Raw genomic sequence first — 22631 nt, 5'->3', positions numbered from 1 at the left:
CTGTCCCTCCCCCGTACGGCCGAGGAGGTCCCCTGTGCGTCCACTCCACCGCCTGGCCTCAGCGACCGTCGCCCTCGCCTGGGTGCTGTTCCTGCCGTACGAAGCGGTGTCCTACGCGCGCGTGCCCACCGGGGACGCGGAGGGCCCCTCGGACGCGGCGGCGGAGCCGTTCGGTGCCGAGTGCCGGGTCCGCGTCGACGACTCCGACGTCACCGCCCACTGCCACAACCCCTACCCGCAGCCCGACCACGTGCGCCTGCACATAGAGTGCGCCGACTGGTGGGACCTGGACAGCGACGGTTCGGCGGTCCGCGCCGGGCCCGCGCAGACCGTACGCCTGGACGGACGGTGCTGGAAGGAAGTGCGATCGGCCTGGGTCAGCCACGCGCGCGGGAGCTGACCCGGCCCGGGCGGCACACGAACGGGTAGCCGGCCGCTTCCGTCCCGGCGGTCCCGGCGTCCCCCGCGCGGATCGCCTCGACCAGCCGCGTGTGGTCCATGTGCGTCTCCGGCGTCAGCTCGCTGCCGACGTCCACCCGCAGCCAGTCCCGCATCACCTCGCCCAGGTCCGCGTACATCGCGGTCATCACGTCGTTGTGCGAGGCGGCCACGACGGCCAGGTGGAAGGTCGCGTCCGCCGTCACGAAGGCCTCCGTGTCGCCCGACTCCCACGCCTCCTCGCGCCGTACCAGCAGCGCGTCGAGCTGCTTGAGGTCCTTCTCCGTGCGCCGCTCGGCGGCGAGCCGGGCGGCGGCGGACTCCAGGGTGGAACGCAGCTCGGCGATGTGCCGCGGATCGGCGTCGGCGAAGCGGCGCTGCATCACGCCCGCCAGCTCGCTGGTCGCCACGACGTACGTGCCGGAGCCCTGACGGATGTCCAGCAGGCCGTTGTGGGCCAGCGCGCGGACCGCCTCACGGACCGTGTTGCGGGCCACGCCGAGCTGCTCGACCAGCTCGGGCTCGGTCGGGATGCGGGAACCCACCGGCCACTCGCCCGAGGCGATCTGCTGGCGCAGCGCCGCGATGACCTGCTCGGACAGCGCCGAACGGCGGGGATGGCTCAGGGGCATGGCTCACCTTCGCACGCGAGTGGACAACCAATCATCCCATGATTCTATGATGGGCCTCATGGCTAGTGACGAAACCCGGACGGAGACACGGACGGAACCCCGCAGCTCCACGCCCCTCGGCGAGTCGCCGGCACGGGGCCCCCAGGCGCCCGGCGAGGCGCCCGAAGCGCCCGGTACGCGCCCGTGGACGACGTGGACGACCCGCCTGCTCCTCCTGGGCATCGTGCTGGCCGCGCTCAACCTGCGCCCCGCCATCACGAGCCTGGGCGCGCTCCTGGAGGAGGTCCGCGACGGGCTCGGCATGAGCGGCAGCGTGGCGGGACTGCTCACCTCCGTGCCCCCGCTGTGCTTCGCCGTCTTCGGCGTCACCGCCCCGCGGCTGGCCCGCCGCTTCGGCCCCGGCGCGGTGGTCTGCGCGGGCATGGTCGCCATCACCGCCGGCCTGCTGATACGCCCGTACGCCGGCGGCACCGCGGGCTTCCTGGCGGGCACCGCCCTCGCGCTGATGGGCATCGCGGTCAGCAACGTCCTGATGCCGGTCATCGTCAAGCGCTTCTTCCCGGACCGGGTCGGCTCCATGACCGGCCTGTACTCGATGGCCCTCGCCTTCGGCACCTCGATCGCGGCCGCGGCGACCGTGCCCGTGACGAGCGCGCTGGGCGGCGACTGGCAGCCCGGCCTCGCGGTGTGGGCCGTACTGGGGGCGGCGGCCGTCCTGCCGTGGCTCCCGTTCGTGCGGCAGCGGACGGCCCCGACTGCGCCCGGGGCTTCCGACGCGGCCGGGGAGGGCGCGGGGGAGCCCGGGGGCGCGCGGGCGGACGGGCCGGCGCGGCAGTCCGCCGAGCAGCCCCCGCTGCGGATCACCCGCAGCCGTACGGCCTGGGCGCTCGCCGTCTTCTTCGGCCTCCAGGCCACGGCCGCCTACATCACCATGGGCTGGATGGCGCAGATCTTCCGGGACGCGGGCGTCTCCGCGGGCACCGCCGGGCTGCTGCTCGCCGTCATCATGATGATGGGCGTGCCGCTCGCCTTCGTCATCCCCCGCGTCGCCACGCGCCTGCCCCAGCAGGGACCCATCGTGGTCGTGCTGGGCGTGTGCGGACTCGCCGGGTACGCGGGGCTGTACCTCGCCCCGGCCGGCGGCGCCTGGGTCTGGGCCCTGCTCCTCGGCATCTCCAACTGCGCCTTCCCGCTCGCGCTGACCATGGTCGGGATGCGGGCCAGGACCGGCGCGGGCGTCGCCCAGCTGTCCGCCTTCGCGCAGAGCACCGGCTACCTGATCTCCATCCCGGGTCCGCTGCTGGTGGGCGTGCTCTACCAGCACAGCGGCGGCTGGGGGCTGCCGATCGCGCTGATGAGCGCCCTGATGGTGCCGCAGATCGTGGTGGGTGTCCTGGCGGGCCGGAACCGTACGGTCGAGGAGGAGGCGGCGCGCTGACCCCGCCCGCCGCACCGCCGCCCTCGCCCGCCGCACCGCCGCCCCCGCCCGCCGGCCGGTGACGCGGCGTACCGCCCGGTGACGCGGCGTACCGCCCGGTGACGCAGCGTACCGGCCGGTGGCACGGTGCACCGGCCTGTGACGCGGCGTACCGGCCGGTGGCACGGTGCACCGGCCTGTGACGCGGCGTACCGGCCGGTGGCACGGTGCACCGGCCCGCAGGGCTTGGCGCGCCGACCGTGGACGCCGCTCCGCCGGGCCGCCCGCCCCCGCCGCCGCGGCGGATGCGAGACTTGCCGTATGCCAGTCCTCGACCCGAACCCCCAGCACGGCCAGAAGAAGATGCTGATCGTCTTCGGAGCCTTCCTCGCGATCTTCGTGATCATCGGCGTCATCGCGACCATCGCCTCGCCGTGACCCCGGCCCGCGGGCCGCGCCCGGGCCCCAAGGGTGGGGTTAACCCCCGTATCCCTTAGGGGGTGAGGGTCAGGGTCAAGTGGGTGGACTTCCGGATGGGTTGGCTGCCGAGGATTCCGTAGTTTCGAGAGGTGCCCGGACAGGCGGGCGCGGAGCCCGGACCAGGGACGCTCGAACCAGCGGAGGCACTCATGTCGGCCCCTACCCAGACCCGGCCTCCCCAGGCGCCCCGGGGCGGCGTCGAGATCCGGCTGCCCTGGTGGGCCCTGGCCCTGCCCGTACTGGCCTTCGTCGTGCTGCTCCTGCTCATACTCAATCCCGTGGACGCACACGCGGCGGCCACCGGTGAGCCCGCCACCGCGCAGCTCCTGGAGCGGTTGCGGGAGCTGACCGCGCGCTGACGCGGATCGGGGCCGGTCGCGCGCCGCGGGTCGGTCCGGCGGTGAATCCGCATGTCAACTCCCAGCGCCCCATGGCCTGTTTCATGCGAAGCTGGATGACATGAGCGTCGCAGAACCCCGCAGGATCGTCCTTTTCCGGCATGCGAAAGCCGACTGGCCACAGGTGACCGACCACGAGCGGCCGCTCGCCGATCGGGGCCGCAAGGACGCCGCAGAGGCCGGACGCCGGCTGGCGGACACCGGCATCGCCTTCGACCAGGCCCTGTGCTCGACCTCCACCCGGACCCGCGAGACCTGGAAGCTCGCTGTCCAGGAGTTCCCGCACCGGCCGAAAACCGTCTACGAGGAGCGGGTCTACGAGGCCTCACCCGGCGAACTGATCGCCGTGCTCAACGAGACCCCCGACGACCTGAGGAACGTGCTGGTGATCGGGCACAACCCGGGCATGGAGGGACTGGCCGAGATCCTGGCCGGCTCGGCCGAGGGCGACGTCCGTGAGCGGATGGGCCACCGGGGCTTCCCGACCGCGGCCTTCGCCGTCCTCACCTTCACGGGCTCCTGGAAGGACGTGGAGCCGGGGATCGCCTCCCTGGCCGACTACTGGGTACCCACCGACTGATCCGCCCCGCCCGACGGAACCCGGTCGGCCACTGGGGCAGACCGGGTCCGCGGTCCCCCACGTGCCGTGTACCGGGGCCGTCGGTCGCCCGGTACGGGTACGGGTACGGACCCGGGTGGCTCGGCCCGCCGGGACGCGCGTGCTCCGCCGGGTCAGATCCGGTCGAGCGGCAGTCCGACGTTCTCGTCGAGGTCCTCGTCCAGCGTGTCCGCCGCCTCGACCTCCTCACGGGTGATGCCCAGCAGATACAGGACCGTGTCCAGGAAGGGCACGTTCACCGCGGTGTGCGCCGCCTCGCGCACCACCGGCTTGGCGTTGAAGGCGACCCCGAGTCCGGCCGCGTTGAGCATGTCCAGGTCGTTGGCACCGTCACCGATCGCCACGGTCTGCGACAGCGGCACGCCCGCCTCGGCGGCGAACCTGCGCAGCAGCCGGGCCTTGCCCGCCCGGTCCACGATCTCGCCGGTGACCCGGCCGGTCAGCCTGCCGTCGACGATCTCCAGGGTGTTGGCCTGGGCGAAGTCCAGCCCCAGTCGGTCCTGCAGCGCGTCGGTGACCTGGGTGAACCCGCCGGAGACGACCCCCACCTGATAACCGAGCCGCTTCAGCGTACGGATCAGGGTGCGGGCACCCGGCGTCAGCCGCACCTCGCCGCGCACCTTCTCCACCACCGAGGCGTCCAGTCCCGCCAGCAGGGCCACCCTCGCGTGCAGGGACTGCTCGAAGTCCAGCTCACCGCGCATCGCGGCCGCCGTCACCTCGGCGACCTCGTCCTCACAGCCGGCGTGCGCGGCGAACAGCTCGATGACCTCGTCCTGGATCAGGGTCGAGTCCACGTCCATCACGACCAGGCGCTGCGCCCGCCGGTGCAGCCCCGCCGAGACGACGGCGACATCCACCCCCAGCGCCGCGGCCTCGGTGGCCAGCGCGGTGCGCAGCGGCTCGGTCTCCACGCCGGACACCGCGAACTCGACGGCGGTCACCGGATACTTCGCCAGCCGGAAGATGCGGTCGATGTTGCTGCCGGTGCCGGTGATCCGGGCCGCTATGGCGGCCGTCGCCTCCGCGGTCAGCGGGTGGCCGAGCACGGTGACCAGGGACCGGCCGAGGCCGCGCGGCCGGTTGTCGCCGATGCCGGAGATGATCTCCGCCTGCATCTTCAGCGACTCCGCCCAGCTGTGGACGGTCGCCCGGAGATCACCCTCCAGCCCCTTGGGCGGCTCGGTCACGAGCGCGCACAGCACGATCCGGCCACGGGTGACGACCTGCTCGATGTCGACCACGTCGACGGAGTAGGCGGCGAGGGTGTCGAACAGGCCGGCCGTGATGCCCGGTCGGTCCTTGCCGAAGATCTTGACGAGAAGCGTGGGAACGTCAGAGGTCTGCGAAGCGCTCATGGTGCTCCAACCGTATCCGGCACCCGGTGCCTCCCGCCGCCGAGGTCCGCCTGACGGACAGGGCGGAGCGGCGTGGGGCGGCACCGGGGCGGCTTAGGCGCGGCCGGGCTCCGGCGGGGGCCGGTTGGGCCGGGGTGGGCCGAGGCCGCCGGGGCGGCTCCGCCGTCGTCCTCACCCTCCGCCCCCGGGGCGACGCGGTGGAGCCGGAGGCGGGGGAGGTGGGGGAGGCGGGCCCTCGCCCCAGCGTGCCTGTGCGCGGCCCCCCGGACGTGCTCCGGGCCGCGGAGGACGCCGGGACGTCTCGGGCGGCGGTACCCCGGCCACGGTGGGGGCGTCGTAGATGCCATGGCCGGGCGGCCGCTCACCCCTGTCGCGGGGCTCCTCGCCGCCGGGGACCGGCGCTGTGCCACCGTGCCCATGCGTACCGCCACCGTGCCCAGGCGCACCGCCACCGTGCCCAGGCGCACCCGCCACACTGGACACTCCTGTCACACCTGTCACACCTGCCGCACCTCCCACGCCGAACACCCCGGCACCCCGTGCCAACGCTGTCGCGTGCGCCCCGCTCACCCCGGTCGCCACGGCCAGCAGCGCCCCCGCGGCCCCCGCCGCCGCACCCCACAGGGCACCCAGCGGCAGGGCCGTGCCGAGGTGACCGCGCAGGTCGACGCCCGCGCCGAGCACGTCGACGCCGAGCACCGACAGCGAGGCGTCCACGGTCACCTCCGTCAGCCAGGCCAGCAGCGGCAGGGCCGACGCGGTCGCGACACCCAGCCGCAGCGCGCACCGCGCGACGAAACCGGGGGAGCGTGCGTCGTCCGGCGCCACCGGAGTCCGTACCGCCGTCAGCACCCCGGCCAGCAGCATCATCAGCACCGCCGCCACACCCAGCAGCCACACCCGTCCGTCCAGCTCCGCCAGCCGCCCGAGTGTGACCGGCTCGCCGGAGCCACGGGACAGCAGTTCGTCCAGCGGGTCGGGCAGGACGTGGACCAGCTCACCCGTGGCCCGCCCCTCCCACGGCACGGACAGGCCGATCGGAACGCCCAGCCAGACTCCGTTCGGCGCGCCCAGCAGCGCGGCCCCGGCGATCCGCCGCGGATGGTCGTCGCCGATCGCCGCGTAGGCGGCCGCCGCGAAGCCGGCCGCCACCGCCGTCAGCGCGACCGTGACCAGGGCCGACACGGCCGGCCGCACCACACGGTGCACCGCCTCGAACCCACGCGGCAGAGGGGTGCGGCGCGAGGCCAGCAACGCGATCAGCAGGACCCCGGTGGACCAGACCAACCCACCCAGCAGCGTCGGCACCGTGTCGACCGCGAAGCCGACCGTGGCCTCGGCGTCCACGAGGTCACCGATCCGATCGGGCAGCCACCCCTCGACGTCCCCGATATCCCCGACGTCCCCGATGTCCCCGATGTCCCCGAGCCCGGGGATCTCGACGCCACCGCCACCGCCACCGCCATCACCCCCACCCCCACCGGACAGGTCGTCGAGCCCCAGCGAGCCGCCGTCGATCGTCACGACACCGTGCCCCACCCAGGCCAGTCCGCCCGTCATCGCCACGAACAGGGCGATCACCGCACCCGCACGCGCGAGGAGTTCGCCCGGCGCGACCACAACTCCGGCCGCGCGCAGGGACCGTAGGAAGAAGAGGGACAGGAACAGCGCACCGACCAGGCCGACGCCCAGTGGCGTGATCTCGATGGCCGTGTGCGCCTCCGCCCCTTTCAGCCCGAAGGCGGACACATCCCCGGACGGCGTCACCGAACCCCCCGCCCCCAGGGCCACGACCGCCGCGGTCATCGGCCCCGGCGAGCCCGCGGCGTCCGCCCCCAGCAGCCGCAGCCCGAGGGCCGCCGTTCCCGCCATCCCGATCAACGCCCAGCTCACAGAGGCGATCGCCGACATCAGGACGTCACCCCAGGGCACCCTCGCCCCGTACCCACCGGCTGCGACGTTCATGGACGCGCTCATGGGCAGACCCCCCGATCCGCGACGCGGCGGAGCAGCCGCGCATGTCCCTCTCGCGTGGATTACCACTCTCCGGGCAGGTTTCAACCCCCTGGGCGGAAACGGGCGCCGGGCACCTACGGAGTCTTCACGAGGCCCGACTTTCGGTCAGGGGGCCGAGCCTGAAATAGTTCCCCCCGATGTTCGACATCCCTAGACTCCCCGCGACGGGGGTACATCGGGGGACAACTCAGTGGGGCATGGAGTGCCGGAACTCGTACTGGAATCAAATGGACGGACCTGGACGCTCGATCCGTCCCGGTCATACGCGCTAGGGCGCGATCCGCAGGGGGAACTTGTCTTCGACGACGCCAGGGTCTCCTGGCGGCACGCCACGATCAGCTTCGACGGCCGCGGCTGGGTCGTCGAGGATCACGGCAGCACCAACGGCACCTTCGTGCACGGTCAGCGGATCCAGCGGACGGAGCTCGGCGCCGGCTCGGTGCTGAACCTCGGCAACGCGACCGACGGACCGCGCGTCAGCCTGACCGGCGCCCAGGCCGCGGCCGGCACGCCGCACGCCCAGCAGCCGCAGCAGCAGTCGCAGCAGCAACCGCAGCAGCCGTACGCCGCGCAGGGCGCGGGCGCCGGCTGGGCCCAGCAGGCCCCCGCGCAGCAGCCGCAGCACCAGACGCCGCAGCAGCAGGCCCCGCAGCATCAGGCGCAGCACCACCAGCCCGCGCCGCAGGCGCAGCAGCAGGCCGGCTGGCAGCAGCAGCCGCAGCAGGGCGCGCCGCACTTCCCCCAGCAGCAGGGACCCGGCGGCGCGGCGGGGGCGCCGCCGATCCACGGCGACCGCAGCCCGACCACGTTCCACCAGTTCTCGCTCGGCCGCGTGATGCGCATCGGCCGTGCCCTGGAGAACGAGCTGGTCGTCTCCGACCTGCAGGTCTCCCGCAACCACGCGGAGTTCCACTCGACGCCCGACGGGCGCATGGAGATCCGCGACCTGGGCTCGCACAACGGCACGTACGTCAACGGTCAGCCGATCGCCAAGGGCGGCTCCCAGCTGCTCGGCCCGACCGACATCGTGGGCGTCGGCCACTCGACCTTCCGGATCGTCGGAGACCGGCTCGAGGAGTTCGTCGACACCGGTGAGGTCTCGTTCTCCGCCCGCCACCTGACCGTCACGGTCGACGGCGGCAAGCAGATCCTCAAGGACGTCTCCTTCGGAGTGCCCGAGAAGTCGCTGATCGCGGTCATCGGCCCCTCCGGCTCCGGCAAGTCGACCCTGCTCAAGGCGCTCACCGGCTACCGGCCCGCAAACCAGGGCGAGGTCCTGTACGACAACAGGAACCTCTACAAGCAGTTCGCCGAGCTCCGCCAGCGCATCGGTCTGGTCCCGCAGGACGACATCCTGCACAAGGAGCTGACCGTCAAGAAGGCCCTCAAGTACGCGGCGAAGCTCCGCTTCCCGGCCGACACCACGGCCGCCGAGCGCGACGCCCGCATAGACGAGGTGCTGCGCGAGCTGAAGCTGGACATCCACCGGGACAAGAAGGTCACCTCCCTGTCCGGCGGCCAGCGCAAGCGCGTCTCCGTCGCCCTGGAGCTGCTCACCAAGCCGTCCCTGATCTTCCTGGACGAGCCGACCTCCGGCCTCGACCCGGGCATGGACCGCGATGTCATGCAGCTGCTGCGCGGCCTGGCCGACGACGGCCGCACCGTCCTCGTCGTCACCCACTCCGTGGCCGAGCTGGCGATCTGCGACAAGCTGCTGGTCATGGCACCGGGCGGCTCGGTGGCCTACTTCGGCCCGCCGGAGGAGGCGCTGAACTTCTTCGGTTACGACACCTGGGCCGACGTCTTCTCCGCCTTCGAGAACTACCGCGACTACGACTGGGCGGGCCGCTGGAAGGGCTCGCAGCACTACCAGATGTACGCCGCCGACATCGACGCCGTCGCGCCGCAGGCCGTACAGATGCCGGCCATGCAGGCGATGAAGCCGCCGAAGCCGCAGGGCTGGATGTCGCAGTTCGTCACGCTGGTGCGCCGCTACGTGTCGGTGATCGTCTCCGACAAGGGCTTCCTCGCCCTGATGGTGATCCTGCCGGCGGTGCTGGGCGCGGTGAGCCTGCTCATCGACGCCGACAAGGGCCTGCTGCCCAACCCGGCCAACCCGCAGACCGGCCGGATCATTCCCAACGGCACCGCCACCACGGTGCTCCTGATCCTCGCCGTCGGCGCCTGCTTCGCCGGCGCCGCGAACTCGGTCCGCGAGCTGATCAAGGAACGGGTGATCTACGAGCGGGAGCGCGCGACCGGCCTGTCCCGCTCGGCGTACCTGATGTCCAAGGTGTTCGTGCTCGGCATGATCACCGTGCTCCAGGGCCTGCTGGTCGGCGTCATCGGCTTCGCCACCCGGGAGATCCCCGAGGAAGGACTCGTCCTCGGCGGCCTGACCCTGGTCGAGCTGTCACTGCCGATCATGGCGCTGGGCTTCACCTCGATGATGTTCGGTCTGATCATCTCGGCGCTGGTGAAGACCGCCGAGAAGACCATGCCGCTGCTGGTCATGTTCGCGATCATCCAGGTCGTCTTCACCGGCTGCCTCTTCGCCCTGAACGGCGCGGTCGGCGTCAACCAGTTCTCGTACCTGATGCCCTCGCGCTGGGCGGTGGCCGCGGCCGGCGCCACGCTGGACTTCAACAGGATCAGCCCGCCCGAGCAGGGCGCCGAGACCGACCCCCTGTGGGAGCACACCGTCGGCGCCTGGGCCATGGACATGACCGCGCTGATCGCCCTCGGCGTGATCTGCGGCTTCTTCGTGGCGCGCTTCCTGCGCCGTCACGAGCCCGAGGTCATGCGGAAGTGACCGCGGGGCCGGCCGCCGGCCCCGGAACGCCCCGAAGGGCGGCACCCCGTCAGGAGGGTGCCGCCCTTCGGCGTACGGTGCGGCGTCGGCGACGTCGTGAAGAGGTCCGCGCCGACCTCAGTACGCGCTGTCGACGTTGTCCATGGTGCCGTACTTGTCCGCGGCGTAGTTGCACGCGGCGACGATGTTGGCGACCGGGTCCCAGATGTTCTTCGGGGTGCCGGCCACGTGGTAGGCCTCGAAGGTCGGCGGGATGACCTGGAGCAGGCCCTTCGACGGGATGCCGTTGATGGCGTTGATGTCCCAGTCGTTGATGGCCCTCGGGTTGCCGGAGGACTCCCGGATGATGTTCCGGTGGATGCCCTCGTAGGAGCCGGGGATGCCGTGCTTCTTCATGATGTCCCGGGCCTCGCGGATCCAGCCGTCCAGGTTGTCCGGGTAGGACTTCTTGACGGACTTCTTGACCTCGGTGCGCTGGGTGGACCGGCTGGCGGTCTCCTTCGCCGCACGCTTGGCCGCGGCCTTCTCGGCGGCCGCCTTCTTCGCCGCGGTAGCCTTCGCGGCGGCCGCGGCGGCCTCCTTCTTCGCCTCGATGGAGGCGACCTTCTGGCTGGCACCGGCGAGCTGGCCGGTGACGCCGGCGTGCACGTCCTGGATCTGCTTGGTGCTGTACGCCACCTTGGCCGTCGGAGCGGCCTCGCTCGTGGTCGTCTGGCCGCTGGCCGGGACCGCGGTGAGCGCGACGGCGGCGGCGCCGAGCGTGCCGACACCGGCGATCGCGAGCTTGTGGGTGCGGTTCAGGGGACGACTGTGACCACGGGTGAAGATGTTCTTGGGCATGGCGGGATAGACCTCTTCGGATTAGCGCGGAGGTCGCTCTCGTCCGGTGGGGGACAGGATGCTTCCGGCACGAGCACCGCGGGGCGACAACCCACGGCGCTGAGCGACGAGAGCAATTCTTAGCGGCCGCAAAATCCGGAGGCAAAGGTGTGACGTACGATCCCGGGTAGTGGATCAGGGAAGGGCAAAACGGGGCAGATTGGACCGTCTGCCCCGCTCAAAACGGACGAGTCGTTCTCCTACTCCCCTTCGTACGTGACGTGCGCCCTATGCGCGGGCTCACATGCGACCCCCGCCGTTCTCACGATTTGTTGCTGAAGCAATTCGTTGCGTGAGGGCCTCGGAGGCCTCCTCCTACGGCAGGAGGAGATGGACGTCGCCGAACTCGTGCCACAGGTAGCGCCCCTCCATCGCGGCCTCGTACCCCCGGTCGATCGCCGCCCGCCCCGCCACCGCCTCCAGCATCAGGAGATGCGAGGCCTCGGGGTCGTGCAGCCCCGTCAGCAGGCCGTCCACCGCCCGCACCCCGCGCTCCGGGGTCACGACCAGATCGGTCCACCCGGCCCGAGCCCGTACGACCCCGTCGGCGTCGGCCGCCGACTCCACCGCCCGTACGGCCGTCGTCCCCACGGCGACGACCCGCCCGCCGCCCGCCCTCGCCGCGTTGACCAGCCGCGCCGACGCCTCCGGCACCACGAACCGCTCCGGGTACGGCGGCTCGTGCGCCTCGGCGGACGCCACCCCCGTGTGCAGCGTCACCGGCGCGAACTGCACCCCGCGGCTCACCAGCTCCGCCACCAGCCGCGCCGTGAAGGGCCGCGCCGCGCTCGGCATCTCCGCGCTGCCCGCCCCGTCCTCGGACGGCAGCGCGAAGACCGTCCGGTACACGGACAGCGGCTGGTCCCGCTCCGTGTAGGAGTAGCGGATGGGCCGCCCGTGCTCCCGCAGCACCTCGGGCACCTCGGCCCCGGAGACCCGCGCCCACCACAGCCGCTCCCCGCGCGCGCTCAACGGCTCCTCCAGCACCAGACGCGCACCCCCCGCCAGCCGCACCTGCGCCCCGCGCGGGGAGCCGGCACGGCTCCCCGCACCGCCCGCCGCAGGAGACGCTCGACGTCCCTTCCCCGCACGCGCTCCCGCACGCGCGCGCGTGGTTCCCCTTCCGTCGGGCTCCCGCAGCTCCACCGCCCACCGGCCGTCGTCCCCCCGCGTCGAGAAGTGCACCACCACGGGCGCGCGCCCGAGGTGCCCGTCCACGGCGGCGGCGAGCGTCACGGACGTGTTGACGACGAGCAGGTCCCCGGCCCGCAGCAGCCCGGGCAGCTCCCGGAAGCCGTGATGCGACACCTCGGTGCCGCGCGACACCAGCAGCCGTACGGCGTCCCGGTCGAGCCCCGGCCCCCGCTGCTCCACGGGCACCCGGGCCGACAGTTCCTCCGGCACCCGCAGCGCGAGGGTCATCGCCGTCCCCCCAGCAGCGCCGGAGCCGCGTACCGTCCGCCGGCCGGCCGCTCGTCCAGCAGCCGCAGGAGCGCCGGCACGACCCGCGCCGGATCGGGCCGCGGATCGTCGTCGTCCGGTACGGCCGCCGCGTACAGGTCGGTGGCCATGTCCCCGGGGTCGACCGCCCAGACCCGCAGCCCCGGCTCCTCGGCGCCCAGCACGGCCGCCAACTGGTCCAGGGCCGCCTTGGACGCCCCGTAGCCGCCCCACGTCTCGTACGCCTCCGCCGCCGCGTCCGAGCTGACCGTCAGCACCGCGCCCGCCGGAGCCTCCCGCAGCGACGGCAGCGCCTCCTGGACCAGGCCCAGCGCGGCCACCACGTTCACCTCCAGGGCCCGCCGCAGCCCCTCCAGCGGCAGCGCCTCCAGCCGTACCAGCGGCTCCGCGCCCAGCGCGCTCGCGTTGCTGACCAGCAGGTCCACCCCGCCGAGCCGCCGGGCCGCCGCCACCAGAGCGGTCCGGTGTCCGGCGTCGGTGACATCCCCCGGCAGCGCCGACACGCGCGTGCCGTACGCCTCCAGCGCGACCGCGGTCCCCCGGAGCACCTCCGGCGTCCTGGCGTCCAGCACCAGGTCCCAGCCCCGGGCCGCCAGGGCCTCGGCGAGCGCCCGGCCCAGCCCCTTCGAAGCCCCCGTGATGATCGCGACCGGCATGATCCACGTCCCCTCGTCGTCCACGCCTCCCGGTTGGTCCGGCGTGATCCTCAACGTAGGAACCGGGCCGCACCGGCCGCCTCGGGCACCGGCCGCAACCGTGCGGGGCCCTTCGCCCTAGGACCGGCGGGCGGGACCTCCGGCCTAGGCCCACCGCCCTAGGCGACGGCGGCCACAGGGCCGATCCCGGTGTCACCCCCCGCCGGTACCGTGAGGACATGAGTCACGGCCCCCGGTCCGGCCTCGCCGCGGTGAGTTCCGCGCTGCTGGCCATGAGCAGGCACCTCGAGGTGCGCGACGTCCTCAAGACGATCGTCGCCTCGGCCCGCGAGCTGCTCGACGCGCAGTACGCGGCCCTCGGCGTCCCCGACGACCACGGAGGCTTCGCCCAGTTCGTCGTCGACGGCGTCAGCGACGAGCAGTGGAAGGCCATCGGCCCCCTGCCCCGCCAGCACGGCATCCTCGCCTCGATGCTGCGCGAGGCCCGGCCCGAGCGCCTCGGCGACGTCCGCAAGGACCCCCGCTTCGAGGGCTGGCCCGCCGCCCACCCCGACCTGGTCGACTTCCTGGGCCTGCCGATCCGCGACGGCGAGGAGGTCATGGGCGCCCTCTTCCTCGCCAACAAGAACTGCCCCAAGCCCGAGGGCGGCTGCGGCTTCACCGCGGACGACGAGGAACTCCTGGGCATCCTCGCCCAGCACGCGGCCATCGCCCTCACCAACGCCCGCCTGTACGAACGCAGCCGCGAGCTGACCATCGCCGAGGAACGCTCCCGCCTCGCCCACGAACTGCACGACGCCGTCAGCCAGAAACTGTTCTCCCTGCGCCTGACCGCCCAGGCGGCCGCCACCCTCGTCGACCGCGACCCCGCGCGCGCCAAGGGCGAACTGCAGCAGGTCGCCGCGCTCGCCGCGGAAGCCGCCGAGGAGCTGCGCGCCGCCGTCGTCGAACTGCGACCCGCCGCCCTGGACGAGGACGGCCTCGTCGCCACCCTCCGCACCCAGATACAGGTCCTCGACCGCGCCCACACCGCGCGCGTCACCTTCGCCGGCCACGGGGTCAAGGCCCTGCCCGCCGCCCAGGAGGAGGCCCTGCTGCGCGTCGCCCAGGAGGCGCTGCACAACGCGCTGCGGCACTCCTCGCCGGAACACGTCGCCGTGACCCTGCACCGGCGGGGCGCCGCGACCGTGCTGCGCGTCACCGACGACGGCAGCGGCTTCGACCCGCGCACGGTCCGCCGCGCCGGACGCCACCTGGGCCTGGTCTCGATGCGGGACCGGGCGAGCGGCGCCGGGGGCACGCTGACCGTGGAATCGGCGCCCGGCAAGGGCACCACGATCGAGATGGAGGTCCCAGGTGGCTGACGCAATCAAGGTGCTGCTCGTCGACGACCACCAGGTGGTCCGCCGGGGCCTGCGCACCTTCCTGGAGGTGCAGGACGACATCGAGGTGGTCGGCGAGGCCGCCGACGGCGCCGAAGGAGTCGACCGCGCCGAGGAGCTGAAGCCCGACGTGATCCTCATGGACGTCAAGATGCCGGGCATGGACGGCGTCGAGGCGCTGCGCAGGCTCCGCGAGCTGGACAACCACGCGCGCGTGCTGATCGTCACCAGCTTCACCGAACAGCGCACCGTGGTCCCCGCCCTGCGGGCCGGAGCGGCGGGCTACGTGTACAAGGACGTCGACCCCGACGCCCTGGCGGGCGCCATCCGCTCCGTGCACGCCGGTCACATCCTGCTCCAGCCCGAGGTCGCGGGCGCCCTGCTGTCCCAGGAGGAGGGCGGCTCGGGCCAGGGCCGGGCGGGCTCCCTCACCGAGCGGGAGCGGGAGGTGCTGAGCCTGATAGCGGACGGCCGCTCCAACCGGGAGATCGCCCGCGCGCTCGTGCTCTCCGAGAAGACCGTCAAGACCCACGTCTCGAACATCCTGATGAAGCTCGACCTCGCCGACCGCACCCAGGCCGCGCTGTGGGCCGTACGCCACGGTGTGACCGGCTGATCCGTACGCGCGTACGCGACGGCAACCCGGAGGGTTCCCCTCCGGTCCGAGATTCATACCGTCGTGGGAATGTCCCCCACATGGCGCATCCTCCGTGCGCCACGGCCGTTCTCCAGTGCGTGCCGCGGCGACTGCCGCGGCGATCGCAAGGAGGGCTTGTAGTGAAGAACCTGAAGAGGGCAGCGGCCGTGACGATGATGGCCGGCGGGCTGATCGCCGCCGGTGCGGGCATGGCCTCCGCCACCGAGGGCGCCGCCGCCCACGGCGAGGCCATCGGCTCCCCGGGCGTCGCCTCCGGCAACGTCGTCCAGGCGCCGATCCACATCCCGGTCAACGCCGTCGGCAACAGCGTCAACGTCATCGGTGTCCTGAACCCGGCCTTCGGCAACCTGGGTCTCAACCACTGACCCGACGCGGCACGCCGCCCCAGACCCCCGGCCTCCCGGCCCCACCCGGGAGGCCGGTCGCCTTCCCACCACACCGGCCACCCCCCTCACCCCCACAGCCGCAGACGGCAGCCCCACTGCAGCCGCGCAGCCGCGCAGCCGCGGGCAGTCGTGCCGCTGGGGCGGCCCGGGTGGGCGCAGCGGCACCCGGGGCAACGCCGGGCCGTGACACCCGCCTCCGTCCGGCGCTCCGCCTCCTCACCTGCGGTACCGCCGCAGCCGCAGACGGCAGCTCCGCCGCAGCCGCGTAGCCGCGGGCAGTCGTGCCGCTGGGGCGACCCGGGTGGGCGCAGCGGCACCCGGCGAACGCCCGGCCGCCACACCCACCCCCGCCCAGCGCCCCCGGCTCACCCCCACCGGGCGACCCCATCGCCCCCGCCCCACCTTCCAAGGGACGTCACCGCACCCCCCGCTCCCGCTCCTCCACAACGGAGTTGTACGCCGCGACCTGCGCCCGCCGAGCCGTCCGCTCCACCGGCCGCAACGCCTCCCACCGCGCCGCCATCTCGGAGGCACTCACCGCGCCCCCGTGGCCGTTCTCACACGCCAGCGACACCAACGCCCCCACCCGCTGCGCCAACTCCAGCACCCGCACCGCCCGCGGCGGATACCCCGGCGCCAGCACCTCCCGCCCCCGCTCGGCCCGCGCCCGGTACGCCGCCACGGCCGCCTCGGTCACCGGCCCCGACCCGGCCACGTCCAACCGCGTCAGCACCTCCGTCGCGTCCCGCAGCGCCTCCGCCAGTTCCCGCTCCGCCTCCCCGAGCGACGGCACGTCGGCAGGCGGCGCCTCCCGCACCGGCAAGCAGTGCCAGACGACCTCGACGTGCACATCGCCCTCGGGCCCGGCCTCGTACACCTCCGGCACCAGCCCGAGCGCGGCGCCGTGGCAGATGACCGCCTCCTCCGCCTCCAGCGCCCGCGCGTTGAAGTCCGGCGGCCCGCTCAGCCCCAGCGGATGCCCCGGCGCGGGCAGCGCGACCCGCAGCCCGGTCGCCCCGAGCGACCGCAACCGCCCGAGCGCCAGCGTGAGACCCACCGGCGCCGCTTCACCCGGCAGATCCTCCACCCGGTGCACCGCGTCGTCGCCGACGATCGCGACCGCGGCGTCGTCCGGCGAGACCATTCCGGCAATAAGGGCATTTCCCCAGGCGGCAAGGCGCCCTGCGCGTGGTTCCGAGAGCATCCCCCCACCCTAAGGACCGGACCGATGGAACGGTGCGGCCGACCGGTGGCGTAGATTTCCTGGAGGGGCCTGCGCCCACCGGCGCGGCGGCCCGAGCCCACAGGCGTACGCGACAGCCGGAACCGGCCACACTGCAAGGGGAGACAACGCGCTCATGAGCGATGTTCTGGAGCTTCAGGACGTATCCGTGGTCCGCGAGGGCCGGGCTCTGGTGGACCAGGTCTCCTGGTCGGTCAAGGAGGGCGAGCGCTGGGTCATCCTGGGCCCGAACGGCGCCGGCAAGACCACCCTCCTCAACGTCGCGTCCAGCTACCTCTACCCCAGCAGCGGCACCGCCTCCATCCTCGGCGAGACCCTCGGCAAGCCCGGCACCGACGTCTTCGAACTGCGCCCCCGCATCGGCATGGCCGGCATCGCCATGGCCGACAAGCTGCCCAAGCGCCAGACCGTCCTGCAGACCGTGCTGACCGCCGCCTACGGCATGACCGCCGGCTGGCAGGAGGAGTACGAGGACATCGACGAGCAGCGCGCCCGCGCCTTCCTCGACCGCCTCGGCATGACCGAGTACCTGGACCGCAGGTTCGGCACCCTCTCCGAGGGCGAGCGCAAGCGCACCCTGATCGCCCGGGCCCTGATGACCGACCCCGAGCTGCTGCTCCTGGACGAGCCGGCCGCCGGTCTCGACCTCGGCGGTCGCGAGGACCTCGTCCGCCGCCTCGGCCGCCTCGCCCGCGACCCGATCGCCCCCTCGATGATCATGGTCACCCACCACGTCGAGGAGATCGCCCCCGGCTTCACCCACGTCCTGATGATCCGTCAGGGCCAGGTCCTGGCAGCCGGTCCGCTGGAGCTCGAACTCACCTCGCGCAACCTCTCCCTCTGCTTCGGACTCCCGCTCGTCGTCGGGCAGGTCGGCGACCGCTGGACCGCGCAGGGGCTCCCCCTGTCCTGAGCCGCCCCCCGTGCGCCCTGTCCCCGGCACCTTCCGCGGACCTAACATGACCGTGTGAACGACATCGACGCATGGGTGTGGTGGCTCGTCGCCGCGGCAGCGCTCGGAATCCCGCTCGTCGTGACCGCGATGCCGGAGTTCGGGATGCTCGCCGTGGGCGCGGTCGCCGCCGCCATCGCCTCCGGGTTCGGCGCCGGCCTCGTCGTCCAGGTCCTGGTCTTCGTCGTCGTCTCGGTCGCCCTCCTCGCCGTCGTACGGCCCATCGCCGCCCGGCACCGCTCCCAACGGCCCCAACTCGTCACCGGGGTCGACGCCCTGAAGGGCAGACAGGCCGTCGTCCTGGAACGGGTCGACGGCTCCGGCGGACGGATCAAGCTCGCCGGAGAGGTCTGGTCGGCCCGTGCACTCGACACCGGCCGCGCCTACGAGACGGGTGAGGAAGTGGACGTCGTGGACATCGAAGGGGCAACGGCGATCATCATGTGACCTCACCGGACACAACTGGACCGAACACCCTCCGAGGCACGCGACGGTCTGTCAGACTCGACCAGCAAGATCCTCAACAGCCGTAAGATCAGCCGTAGTCAGGGCCCGCAGTCGGGGTCAACAGGATCTGCCACAGCGCCGCGGCGGAGAAGGGGACGGGCAACCGCGATGGAACCGGTCATCATCGTCTTGATCATCCTGGTGGTGTTGGTCTTCATCGCCCTGATCAAGACCATCCAGGTCATCCCACAGGCCAGCGCCGCCATCGTCGAGCGCTTCGGCCGGTACACGCGGACGCTGAACGCGGGCCTCAACATCGTGGTCCCGTTCATCGACACCATCCGCAACCGCATCGACCTGCGCGAACAGGTCGTCCCCTTCCCGCCGCAGCCGGTCATCACCCAGGACAACCTGGTCGTCAACATCGACACCGTCATCTACTACCAGGTGACCGACGCCCGCGCCGCGACCTACGAGGTGGCCAGCTACATCCAGGCCATCGAGCAGCTCACCGTCACCACGCTGCGCAACATCATCGGCGGCATGGACCTGGAGCGGACCCTGACCTCCCGCGAGGAGATCAACGCGGCCCTGCGCGGCGTACTCGACGAGGCGACCGGCAAGTGGGGCATCCGCGTCAACCGCGTGGAACTCAAGGCCATCGAACCGCCCACCTCCATCCAGGACTCGATGGAGAAGCAGATGCGCGCCGACCGCGACAAGCGCGCCGCGATCCTCCAGGCCGAGGGTGTCCGGCAGTCCGAGATCCTGCGCGCCGAGGGCGAGAAGCAGTCCCAGATCCTGCGCGCCGAAGGCGAGGCCAAGGCCGCCGCCCTGCGCGCCGAGGGCGAGGCACAGGCCGTGCGTACGGTCTTCGAGGCCATCCACGCCGGCGACCCGGACCAGAAGCTGCTCTCCTACCAGTACCTCCAGATGCTCCCGAAGATCGCCGAGGGCGACGCCAACAAGCTCTGGATCGTCCCCAGCGAGATCGGCGACGCCCTCAAGGGCCTCTCGGGCGCCATGGGCAACTTCGGCGGCATGGGCGGCGGCGGAGGCAACGGCACCCCCAGCGTCCCCGCCCAGGAACGCCGAGAGAAGCCGACGATCGACTGAGGTCGGACACCGCGCCCCGAAAGGGGCGCGGGGAAACTGCGCGATCAGCCCCGGACGGCCGCACTGGGCAACGAGACCCAAGCCCCCGCGGCGGGGTCCGTCACGCCGCGTCCAGCACCAACCAGTCCGGCAGCGCCTCGAAGTCGTCCCGAGCCAACGCCAGCAGCATCGCGTCGGCCGGCGTCGGCTCGAACGGCTCCCTCAGCAGCGGCATCCCCGCCTGCTCGGGCGTCCGGTTCGCCTTGCGGTGATTGTCCTCCGCGCACGAGGCGACCGTGTTCAGCCACGAGTCCTGTCCGCCGTGCGACCGCGGCACCACGTGGTCGACGGTCGTCGCCCGCCGGCCGCAGTACGCGCACCGGTGCCGGTCCCGGACCAGGACACCCCGCCGGGACCACGGCGCACGTCTTCGGAAGGGCACCCGTACGTACTGGCAGAGCCTGATCACCCGCGGCGCCGGTATGTCGAGCGCGGCTCCGCGCATCCGCAGCGAGGGGTGGGCCTGCTCGACGACGGCCTTGTCCTGGAGCACCAGAACGACGGCTCGGTTCAACGTCACCGTCGACAACGGCTCGAAGCTCGCGTTCAGCACCAGCGTGTCCCGCATACCAGCCCACCTCCCGTGTGCACCGGCCCACCCCCTGGCGGGCTGGGATCAACTCTGGCCGGGCACGCCGCATGGGACAACGCAATATCTGCCGCTCCCGTGGGGGACGCCTTCCCCACCACCCCCCGGCAACAAAAATGCCCGCCCCTGATCCATTCCAAGACCAGGGGCGGGCAAACGTTCCATGAACGCTCGGGACACTCAGTCCTCGGCGGGCACCTCGTACTCACCGACGAGCTGGGCGCGCGCGATCGTGTGGAACCGCAGGTTGAAGCCGACGAACGCGGGAGTGGCCTCCGCGTCCGGACCGAGCTTCTCCTGGTCCACGGCGTACACCGTGAACACGTAACGGTGCGGCCCGTCACCGGCCGGCGGCGCGGCGCCGCCGAAGTCCTTGCTGCCGTAGTCGTTGCGCGCCTGTACGGCACCTGCCGGCAGCCCCTCGAACGTGCCGCTGCCCGCGCCCACCGGCAGCTCGGTCACCGAGGCCGGGATGTCGAACACCACCCAGTGCCAGAACCCGCTCCCCGTCGGGGCGTCCGGGTCGTAGCAGGTCACGGCGAAGCTCTTGGTCTCGGCCGGGAAGCCCTCCCACCGCAGCTGCGGCGAGGTGTTGCCGGCCGCGTGGACCTGAGCGTCCTTGAGCGTCGCTCCCTCCTGGACGTCCTCACTCGTGACAGTGAAGGACGGCACGGGCGGGTGGAAGTCATGGGGGAGCGGACGCCGCTCGAGCTCGGTCACCTCGGTACCTCCTGATCGTTCGGTGCAGTGGTGTCCGAGCCTAGAACCCTCAGAACCAGTTCCGCTTGCTGCCGACCTCGGACAGCCACTGGTTGAGGTACGCCGTCCAGTCGGTGCCCTGCCAGTCGTTCAGCCCCACCTTGAAGGAGCGGAACGTGTCGCTGCCCTCGCTGAACAGCCCCGGCTTCTTGTCCATCTCCAGCACGACGTCCATCGCCTGCGCGTCGGCGACGAAGCTCAGCTCGACCTGGTTGAGCCCCCGGTACTGCTGCGGCGGGAAGAACTCGATCTCCTGGTAGAACGGCAGGCTCTGCCGGGTACCCCGGATGTGGCCGCGCTCCATGTCCGCGTTCTTGAAGCGGAAGCCCAGCCCGATGAACGCGTCCAGGATCGCCTTCTGCGCCGGCAGCGGGTGCACGTTGATCGCGTCCAGGTCGCCGGAGTCCACCGCGCGAGCGATCTCCAGCTCCGTGGTGACCCCGATGTTCATCCCGCGCAGGGCCTGCCCGTCGATCATCGTGATCGGCGTCTCCCACGGGATCTCGAGCCCGAACTGCACTGCGTGCACCGCGTTCGCCTTCAGCTCGAAGGCGCCGCCGAGCCGGCTCTTCGTGAACTCGATGTCCTGCTTGTACTCCTGGTCGCCGCTCTCCACCTCGACCTTGGCCTGGAGCCCGACCGACAGGGCCTCGATCTGCTGGTCGACCGAACCGCCCTGGATCCGCACCTCGCCCTGGACGACACCGCCCGGAACGACGTTGACCTCGCTGAGCACGGTCTCGACCGAAGCCCCGCCGGCCCCCAGGCTCGCGAGCAGCTTCTTGAACGCCATGTCTCTCCCTCTCCAGGCTGTGCGTGTGAACCCTTGACCCCTACCAACGCGATTCGCCCGTGGCCGGTTCCGCACCACTCACCTGCGTTACGCTCGGAGGGCATGATCGCGAGCCCCGACCGTACGCCCCTGCCCAGGGACTTCTTCGACCGGCCCGTCCTCGACGTGGCCCCCGACCTCCTGGGCCGCATCCTCGTCCGCGACACCCCGGACGGCCCGATCGCCCTCCGCCTCACGGAGGTCGAGGCCTACGACGGTCAGAACGACCCCGGCTCCCACGCCTACCGCGGCCGCACACCCCGCAACGACGTGATGTTCGGCCCCCCTGGACACGTGTACGTCTACTTCACCTACGGCATGTGGTTCTGCATGAACCTCGTGTGCGGTCCCGAGGGCAGGTCGAGTGCGGTCCTGCTCCGCGCCGGCGAGATCATCGAGGGCGCCGAGCTGGCCCGTACCCGCCGACTCTCGGCCCGCAATGACAAGGAACTGGCCAAAGGCCCCGCCCGACTGGCCACCGCGCTGGACGTCGGCCGCGAGCTGAACGGCACGGACGCCTGCACGCCCGAGGACACCCCCCTGCGCGTCCTGACCGGCAGCCCCGTACCCCGCGACCAGGTACGCAACGGCCCGCGCACCGGAGTGTCCGGCGAGGGCGGCGTCCACCCCTGGCGGTTCTGGGTCGCCGACGACCCGACGGTGAGCCCGTACCGGGCGCACGTACCGCGGCGACGCCGAAGTTGACTCTCCTCGGGCCGCCGCGTAATGTAGCCCGAGCCGCTTGACCCGGGTACGGCAATCGCCTGCAGCCGGAAGCGGCCACCCACTACCTACGATTTCCCCTCAGCGGGGGCGATTTCGGCGTGCCTGCATGCCTGAATTCGATTCGCAGGACTCGATTATGAGACCGCGGAGAAATCAGCTAGCGTAGTGAATGTCGAAAGGCCGACAGGCGAAAGCCAGGAAGCCCCGGCACATCCCGCCGACAGGGAATCGGACCGAAAAGGATCTGATAGAGTCGGAAACGCAAGACCGAAGGGAAGCGCCCGGAGGAAAGCCTGAGAGAGTCTCTCGGGTGAGTACAAAGGAAGCGTCCGTTCC

Annotated in this window: 23 protein-coding genes; 13 read left to right on the top strand and 10 right to left on the bottom strand. The window is 72.2% G+C overall.

Features of this window, described 5'->3' with window-relative positions; genetic code table 11:
- Positions 1-34 precede the first annotated feature (34 nt).
- Positions 35-400: a hypothetical protein gene (locus ACGF5T_RS28235; protein ID WP_356607635.1), complete on the top strand. Its 366-nt coding sequence runs from the start codon at positions 35-37 to the stop codon at positions 398-400.
- Here the strand turns inward: ACGF5T_RS28235 and ACGF5T_RS28230 are convergent.
- Positions 378-1070, bottom strand: coding sequence for a FadR/GntR family transcriptional regulator (locus tag ACGF5T_RS28230; protein WP_356607633.1), 693 nt, complete (start codon positions 1068-1070; stop codon positions 378-380). The two genes, ACGF5T_RS28235 and ACGF5T_RS28230, sit on opposite strands and share 23 nt — an antisense overlap.
- Before the next feature lie 46 nt (positions 1071-1116).
- Here ACGF5T_RS28230 and ACGF5T_RS28225 point away from each other — a divergent pair, with 46 nt between their 5' ends.
- The 4 genes from ACGF5T_RS28225 to ACGF5T_RS28210 all read left to right on the top strand — a co-directional run bounded on the left by ACGF5T_RS28225 (position 1117) and on the right by ACGF5T_RS28210 (position 3945).
- Entirely contained in the window at positions 1117-2508 is a 1392-nt protein-coding gene (locus ACGF5T_RS28225; protein ID WP_356607631.1) for a CynX/NimT family MFS transporter, read from the top strand.
- A 300-nt stretch (positions 2509-2808) separates the two neighbouring features.
- Positions 2809-2925: an SGM_5486 family transporter-associated protein gene (locus tag ACGF5T_RS28220; protein ID WP_037922852.1), complete on the top strand. Its 117-nt coding sequence runs from the start codon at positions 2809-2811 to the stop codon at positions 2923-2925.
- A gap of 191 nt (positions 2926-3116) precedes the next feature.
- On the top strand, positions 3117-3326 hold the full coding sequence (locus tag ACGF5T_RS28215; protein ID WP_366766283.1) for a hypothetical protein: 210 nt from the start codon (positions 3117-3119) through the stop codon (positions 3324-3326).
- Between the two features lie 100 nt (positions 3327-3426).
- A complete protein-coding gene (locus tag ACGF5T_RS28210; protein WP_356607627.1) occupies positions 3427-3945 on the top strand; it encodes a histidine phosphatase family protein in 519 nt (172 codons plus the stop codon).
- A 152-nt stretch (positions 3946-4097) separates the two neighbouring features.
- Here ACGF5T_RS28210 and serB read toward each other — a convergent pair whose 3' ends face one another.
- Both serB and ACGF5T_RS28200 read right to left on the bottom strand, forming a co-directional pair.
- Entirely contained in the window at positions 4098-5342 is a 1245-nt protein-coding gene (serB, locus tag ACGF5T_RS28205) for a phosphoserine phosphatase SerB (RefSeq protein WP_356607625.1), read from the bottom strand.
- Between the two features lie 171 nt (positions 5343-5513).
- On the bottom strand, positions 5514-7307 hold the full coding sequence (locus ACGF5T_RS28200) for a streptophobe family protein (RefSeq protein WP_366766284.1): 1794 nt from the start codon (positions 7305-7307) through the stop codon (positions 5514-5516).
- A 253-nt stretch (positions 7308-7560) separates the two neighbouring features.
- On the opposite strand from ACGF5T_RS28200, the gene ACGF5T_RS28195 reads away from it, so the two are divergent.
- The gene (locus ACGF5T_RS28195) at positions 7561-10170 is read left to right on the top strand and encodes an FHA domain-containing protein (protein WP_366766285.1); all 2610 of its coding nucleotides are present in this window, start codon (positions 7561-7563) and stop codon (positions 10168-10170) included.
- A gap of 117 nt (positions 10171-10287) precedes the next feature.
- On the opposite strand, the gene ACGF5T_RS28190 is transcribed toward ACGF5T_RS28195, so the two are convergent.
- From ACGF5T_RS28190 to ACGF5T_RS28180, 3 genes are all read right to left on the bottom strand, one after another.
- Complete coding sequence (locus ACGF5T_RS28190; protein ID WP_356607619.1) at positions 10288-11010, bottom strand: transglycosylase SLT domain-containing protein; 723 nt, start codon at positions 11008-11010, stop codon at positions 10288-10290.
- 354 nt (positions 11011-11364) lie between these two features.
- The gene (locus tag ACGF5T_RS28185) at positions 11365-12471 is read right to left on the bottom strand and encodes an S-adenosylmethionine:tRNA ribosyltransferase-isomerase (RefSeq protein ID WP_361016228.1); all 1107 of its coding nucleotides are present in this window, start codon (positions 12469-12471) and stop codon (positions 11365-11367) included.
- Positions 12468-13166, bottom strand: coding sequence for an SDR family oxidoreductase (locus ACGF5T_RS28180; RefSeq protein WP_366766292.1), 699 nt, complete (start codon positions 13164-13166; stop codon positions 12468-12470). Before ACGF5T_RS28180 ends, ACGF5T_RS28185 begins: the two co-directional genes overlap by 4 nt.
- Before the next feature lie 218 nt (positions 13167-13384).
- Between ACGF5T_RS28180 and ACGF5T_RS28175 the strand changes: the two genes are divergently transcribed.
- From ACGF5T_RS28175 to chpE, 3 genes are all read left to right on the top strand, one after another.
- On the top strand, positions 13385-14530 hold the full coding sequence (locus ACGF5T_RS28175) for a GAF domain-containing sensor histidine kinase (RefSeq protein WP_356607615.1): 1146 nt from the start codon (positions 13385-13387) through the stop codon (positions 14528-14530).
- Positions 14523-15164 (top strand): response regulator transcription factor, encoded by a 642-nt coding sequence (locus ACGF5T_RS28170; RefSeq protein ID WP_356607613.1) that lies wholly within the window; start codon positions 14523-14525, stop codon positions 15162-15164. The genes ACGF5T_RS28175 and ACGF5T_RS28170 overlap by 8 nt, the downstream gene beginning before the upstream one ends.
- A 161-nt stretch (positions 15165-15325) precedes the next feature.
- Positions 15326-15571 carry a chaplin ChpE gene (chpE, locus tag ACGF5T_RS28165; protein WP_366766286.1) on the top strand — a complete coding sequence of 82 codons (246 nt, stop codon included), beginning with the start codon at positions 15326-15328 and terminating at the stop codon, positions 15569-15571.
- A 436-nt stretch (positions 15572-16007) separates the two neighbouring features.
- Here the strand turns inward: chpE and ACGF5T_RS28160 are convergent, their stop codons facing one another.
- Positions 16008-16796: a hypothetical protein gene (locus ACGF5T_RS28160; RefSeq protein WP_366766287.1), complete on the bottom strand. Its 789-nt coding sequence runs from the start codon at positions 16794-16796 to the stop codon at positions 16008-16010.
- 154 nt (positions 16797-16950) lie between these two features.
- On the opposite strand from ACGF5T_RS28160, the gene ACGF5T_RS28155 reads away from it, so the two are divergent.
- The 3 genes from ACGF5T_RS28155 to ACGF5T_RS28145 all read left to right on the top strand — a co-directional run bounded on the left by ACGF5T_RS28155 (position 16951) and on the right by ACGF5T_RS28145 (position 19350).
- On the top strand, positions 16951-17748 hold the full coding sequence (locus ACGF5T_RS28155) for an ABC transporter ATP-binding protein (protein ID WP_361016232.1): 798 nt from the start codon (positions 16951-16953) through the stop codon (positions 17746-17748).
- Between the two features lie 54 nt (positions 17749-17802).
- Positions 17803-18234, top strand: a complete 432-nt coding sequence (locus ACGF5T_RS28150) for an NfeD family protein (RefSeq protein WP_356607605.1) — start codon at positions 17803-17805, stop codon at positions 18232-18234.
- A 168-nt stretch (positions 18235-18402) separates the two neighbouring features.
- The gene (locus ACGF5T_RS28145) at positions 18403-19350 is read left to right on the top strand and encodes an SPFH domain-containing protein (protein ID WP_356607603.1); all 948 of its coding nucleotides are present in this window, start codon (positions 18403-18405) and stop codon (positions 19348-19350) included.
- Between the two features lie 100 nt (positions 19351-19450).
- Here the strand turns inward: ACGF5T_RS28145 and ACGF5T_RS28140 are convergent, their stop codons facing one another.
- The 3 genes from ACGF5T_RS28140 to ACGF5T_RS28130 form a co-directional block, all read right to left on the bottom strand.
- Positions 19451-19957 carry an HNH endonuclease gene (locus ACGF5T_RS28140; RefSeq protein ID WP_356607601.1) on the bottom strand — a complete coding sequence of 169 codons (507 nt, stop codon included), beginning with the start codon at positions 19955-19957 and terminating at the stop codon, positions 19451-19453.
- 201 nt (positions 19958-20158) lie between these two features.
- Positions 20159-20698, bottom strand: a complete 540-nt coding sequence (locus ACGF5T_RS28135) for a YbhB/YbcL family Raf kinase inhibitor-like protein (protein WP_356607599.1) — start codon at positions 20696-20698, stop codon at positions 20159-20161.
- A 49-nt stretch (positions 20699-20747) separates the two neighbouring features.
- Complete coding sequence (locus ACGF5T_RS28130; RefSeq protein WP_356607597.1) at positions 20748-21530, bottom strand: sporulation protein; 783 nt, start codon at positions 21528-21530, stop codon at positions 20748-20750.
- A 102-nt stretch (positions 21531-21632) separates the two neighbouring features.
- On the opposite strand from ACGF5T_RS28130, the gene ACGF5T_RS28125 reads away from it, so the two are divergent.
- Entirely contained in the window at positions 21633-22274 is a 642-nt protein-coding gene (locus ACGF5T_RS28125) for a DNA-3-methyladenine glycosylase (protein WP_356607595.1), read from the top strand.
- Positions 22275-22631: the final 357 nt, after the last annotated feature.

This window comes from Streptomyces sp. NPDC047853, from assembly GCF_043204535.1.
Classification (GTDB): Bacteria; Actinomycetota; Actinomycetes; order Streptomycetales; family Streptomycetaceae; genus Streptomyces.
Note: the sequence above shows the minus strand (reverse complement) of the source record. Positions and strands in the feature narration are given on the sequence as shown.

Coding starts and splice junctions, on each gene's coding strand:
- ACGF5T_RS28145 (WP_356607603.1), top strand. CDS start 18,403: ATGGAACCGGTCATCATCGTCTTGATCATCCTGGTGGTGTTGGTCTTC.
- ACGF5T_RS28185 (WP_361016228.1), bottom strand. CDS start 12,471: ATGACCCTCGCGCTGCGGGTGCCGGAGGAACTGTCGGCCCGGGTGCCC.
- ACGF5T_RS28220 (WP_037922852.1), top strand. CDS start 2,809: ATGCCAGTCCTCGACCCGAACCCCCAGCACGGCCAGAAGAAGATGCTG.
- ACGF5T_RS28155 (WP_361016232.1), top strand. CDS start 16,951: ATGAGCGATGTTCTGGAGCTTCAGGACGTATCCGTGGTCCGCGAGGGC.
- ACGF5T_RS28200 (WP_366766284.1), bottom strand. CDS start 7,307: ATGAACGTCGCAGCCGGTGGGTACGGGGCGAGGGTGCCCTGGGGTGAC.
- ACGF5T_RS28225 (WP_356607631.1), top strand. CDS start 1,117: ATGATGGGCCTCATGGCTAGTGACGAAACCCGGACGGAGACACGGACG.
- serB (WP_356607625.1), bottom strand. CDS start 5,342: ATGAGCGCTTCGCAGACCTCTGACGTTCCCACGCTTCTCGTCAAGATC.
- ACGF5T_RS28230 (WP_356607633.1), bottom strand. CDS start 1,070: ATGCCCCTGAGCCATCCCCGCCGTTCGGCGCTGTCCGAGCAGGTCATC.
- ACGF5T_RS28210 (WP_356607627.1), top strand. CDS start 3,427: ATGAGCGTCGCAGAACCCCGCAGGATCGTCCTTTTCCGGCATGCGAAA.
- ACGF5T_RS28130 (WP_356607597.1), bottom strand. CDS start 21,530: ATGGCGTTCAAGAAGCTGCTCGCGAGCCTGGGGGCCGGCGGGGCTTCG.
- ACGF5T_RS28160 (WP_366766287.1), bottom strand. CDS start 16,796: ATGCTCTCGGAACCACGCGCAGGGCGCCTTGCCGCCTGGGGAAATGCC.
- ACGF5T_RS28140 (WP_356607601.1), bottom strand. CDS start 19,957: ATGCGGGACACGCTGGTGCTGAACGCGAGCTTCGAGCCGTTGTCGACG.
- ACGF5T_RS28215 (WP_366766283.1), top strand. CDS start 3,117: ATGTCGGCCCCTACCCAGACCCGGCCTCCCCAGGCGCCCCGGGGCGGC.
- ACGF5T_RS28180 (WP_366766292.1), bottom strand. CDS start 13,166: ATGCCGGTCGCGATCATCACGGGGGCTTCGAAGGGGCTGGGCCGGGCG.
- ACGF5T_RS28175 (WP_356607615.1), top strand. CDS start 13,385: ATGAGTCACGGCCCCCGGTCCGGCCTCGCCGCGGTGAGTTCCGCGCTG.
- ACGF5T_RS28190 (WP_356607619.1), bottom strand. CDS start 11,010: ATGCCCAAGAACATCTTCACCCGTGGTCACAGTCGTCCCCTGAACCGC.
- ACGF5T_RS28125 (WP_356607595.1), top strand. CDS start 21,633: ATGATCGCGAGCCCCGACCGTACGCCCCTGCCCAGGGACTTCTTCGAC.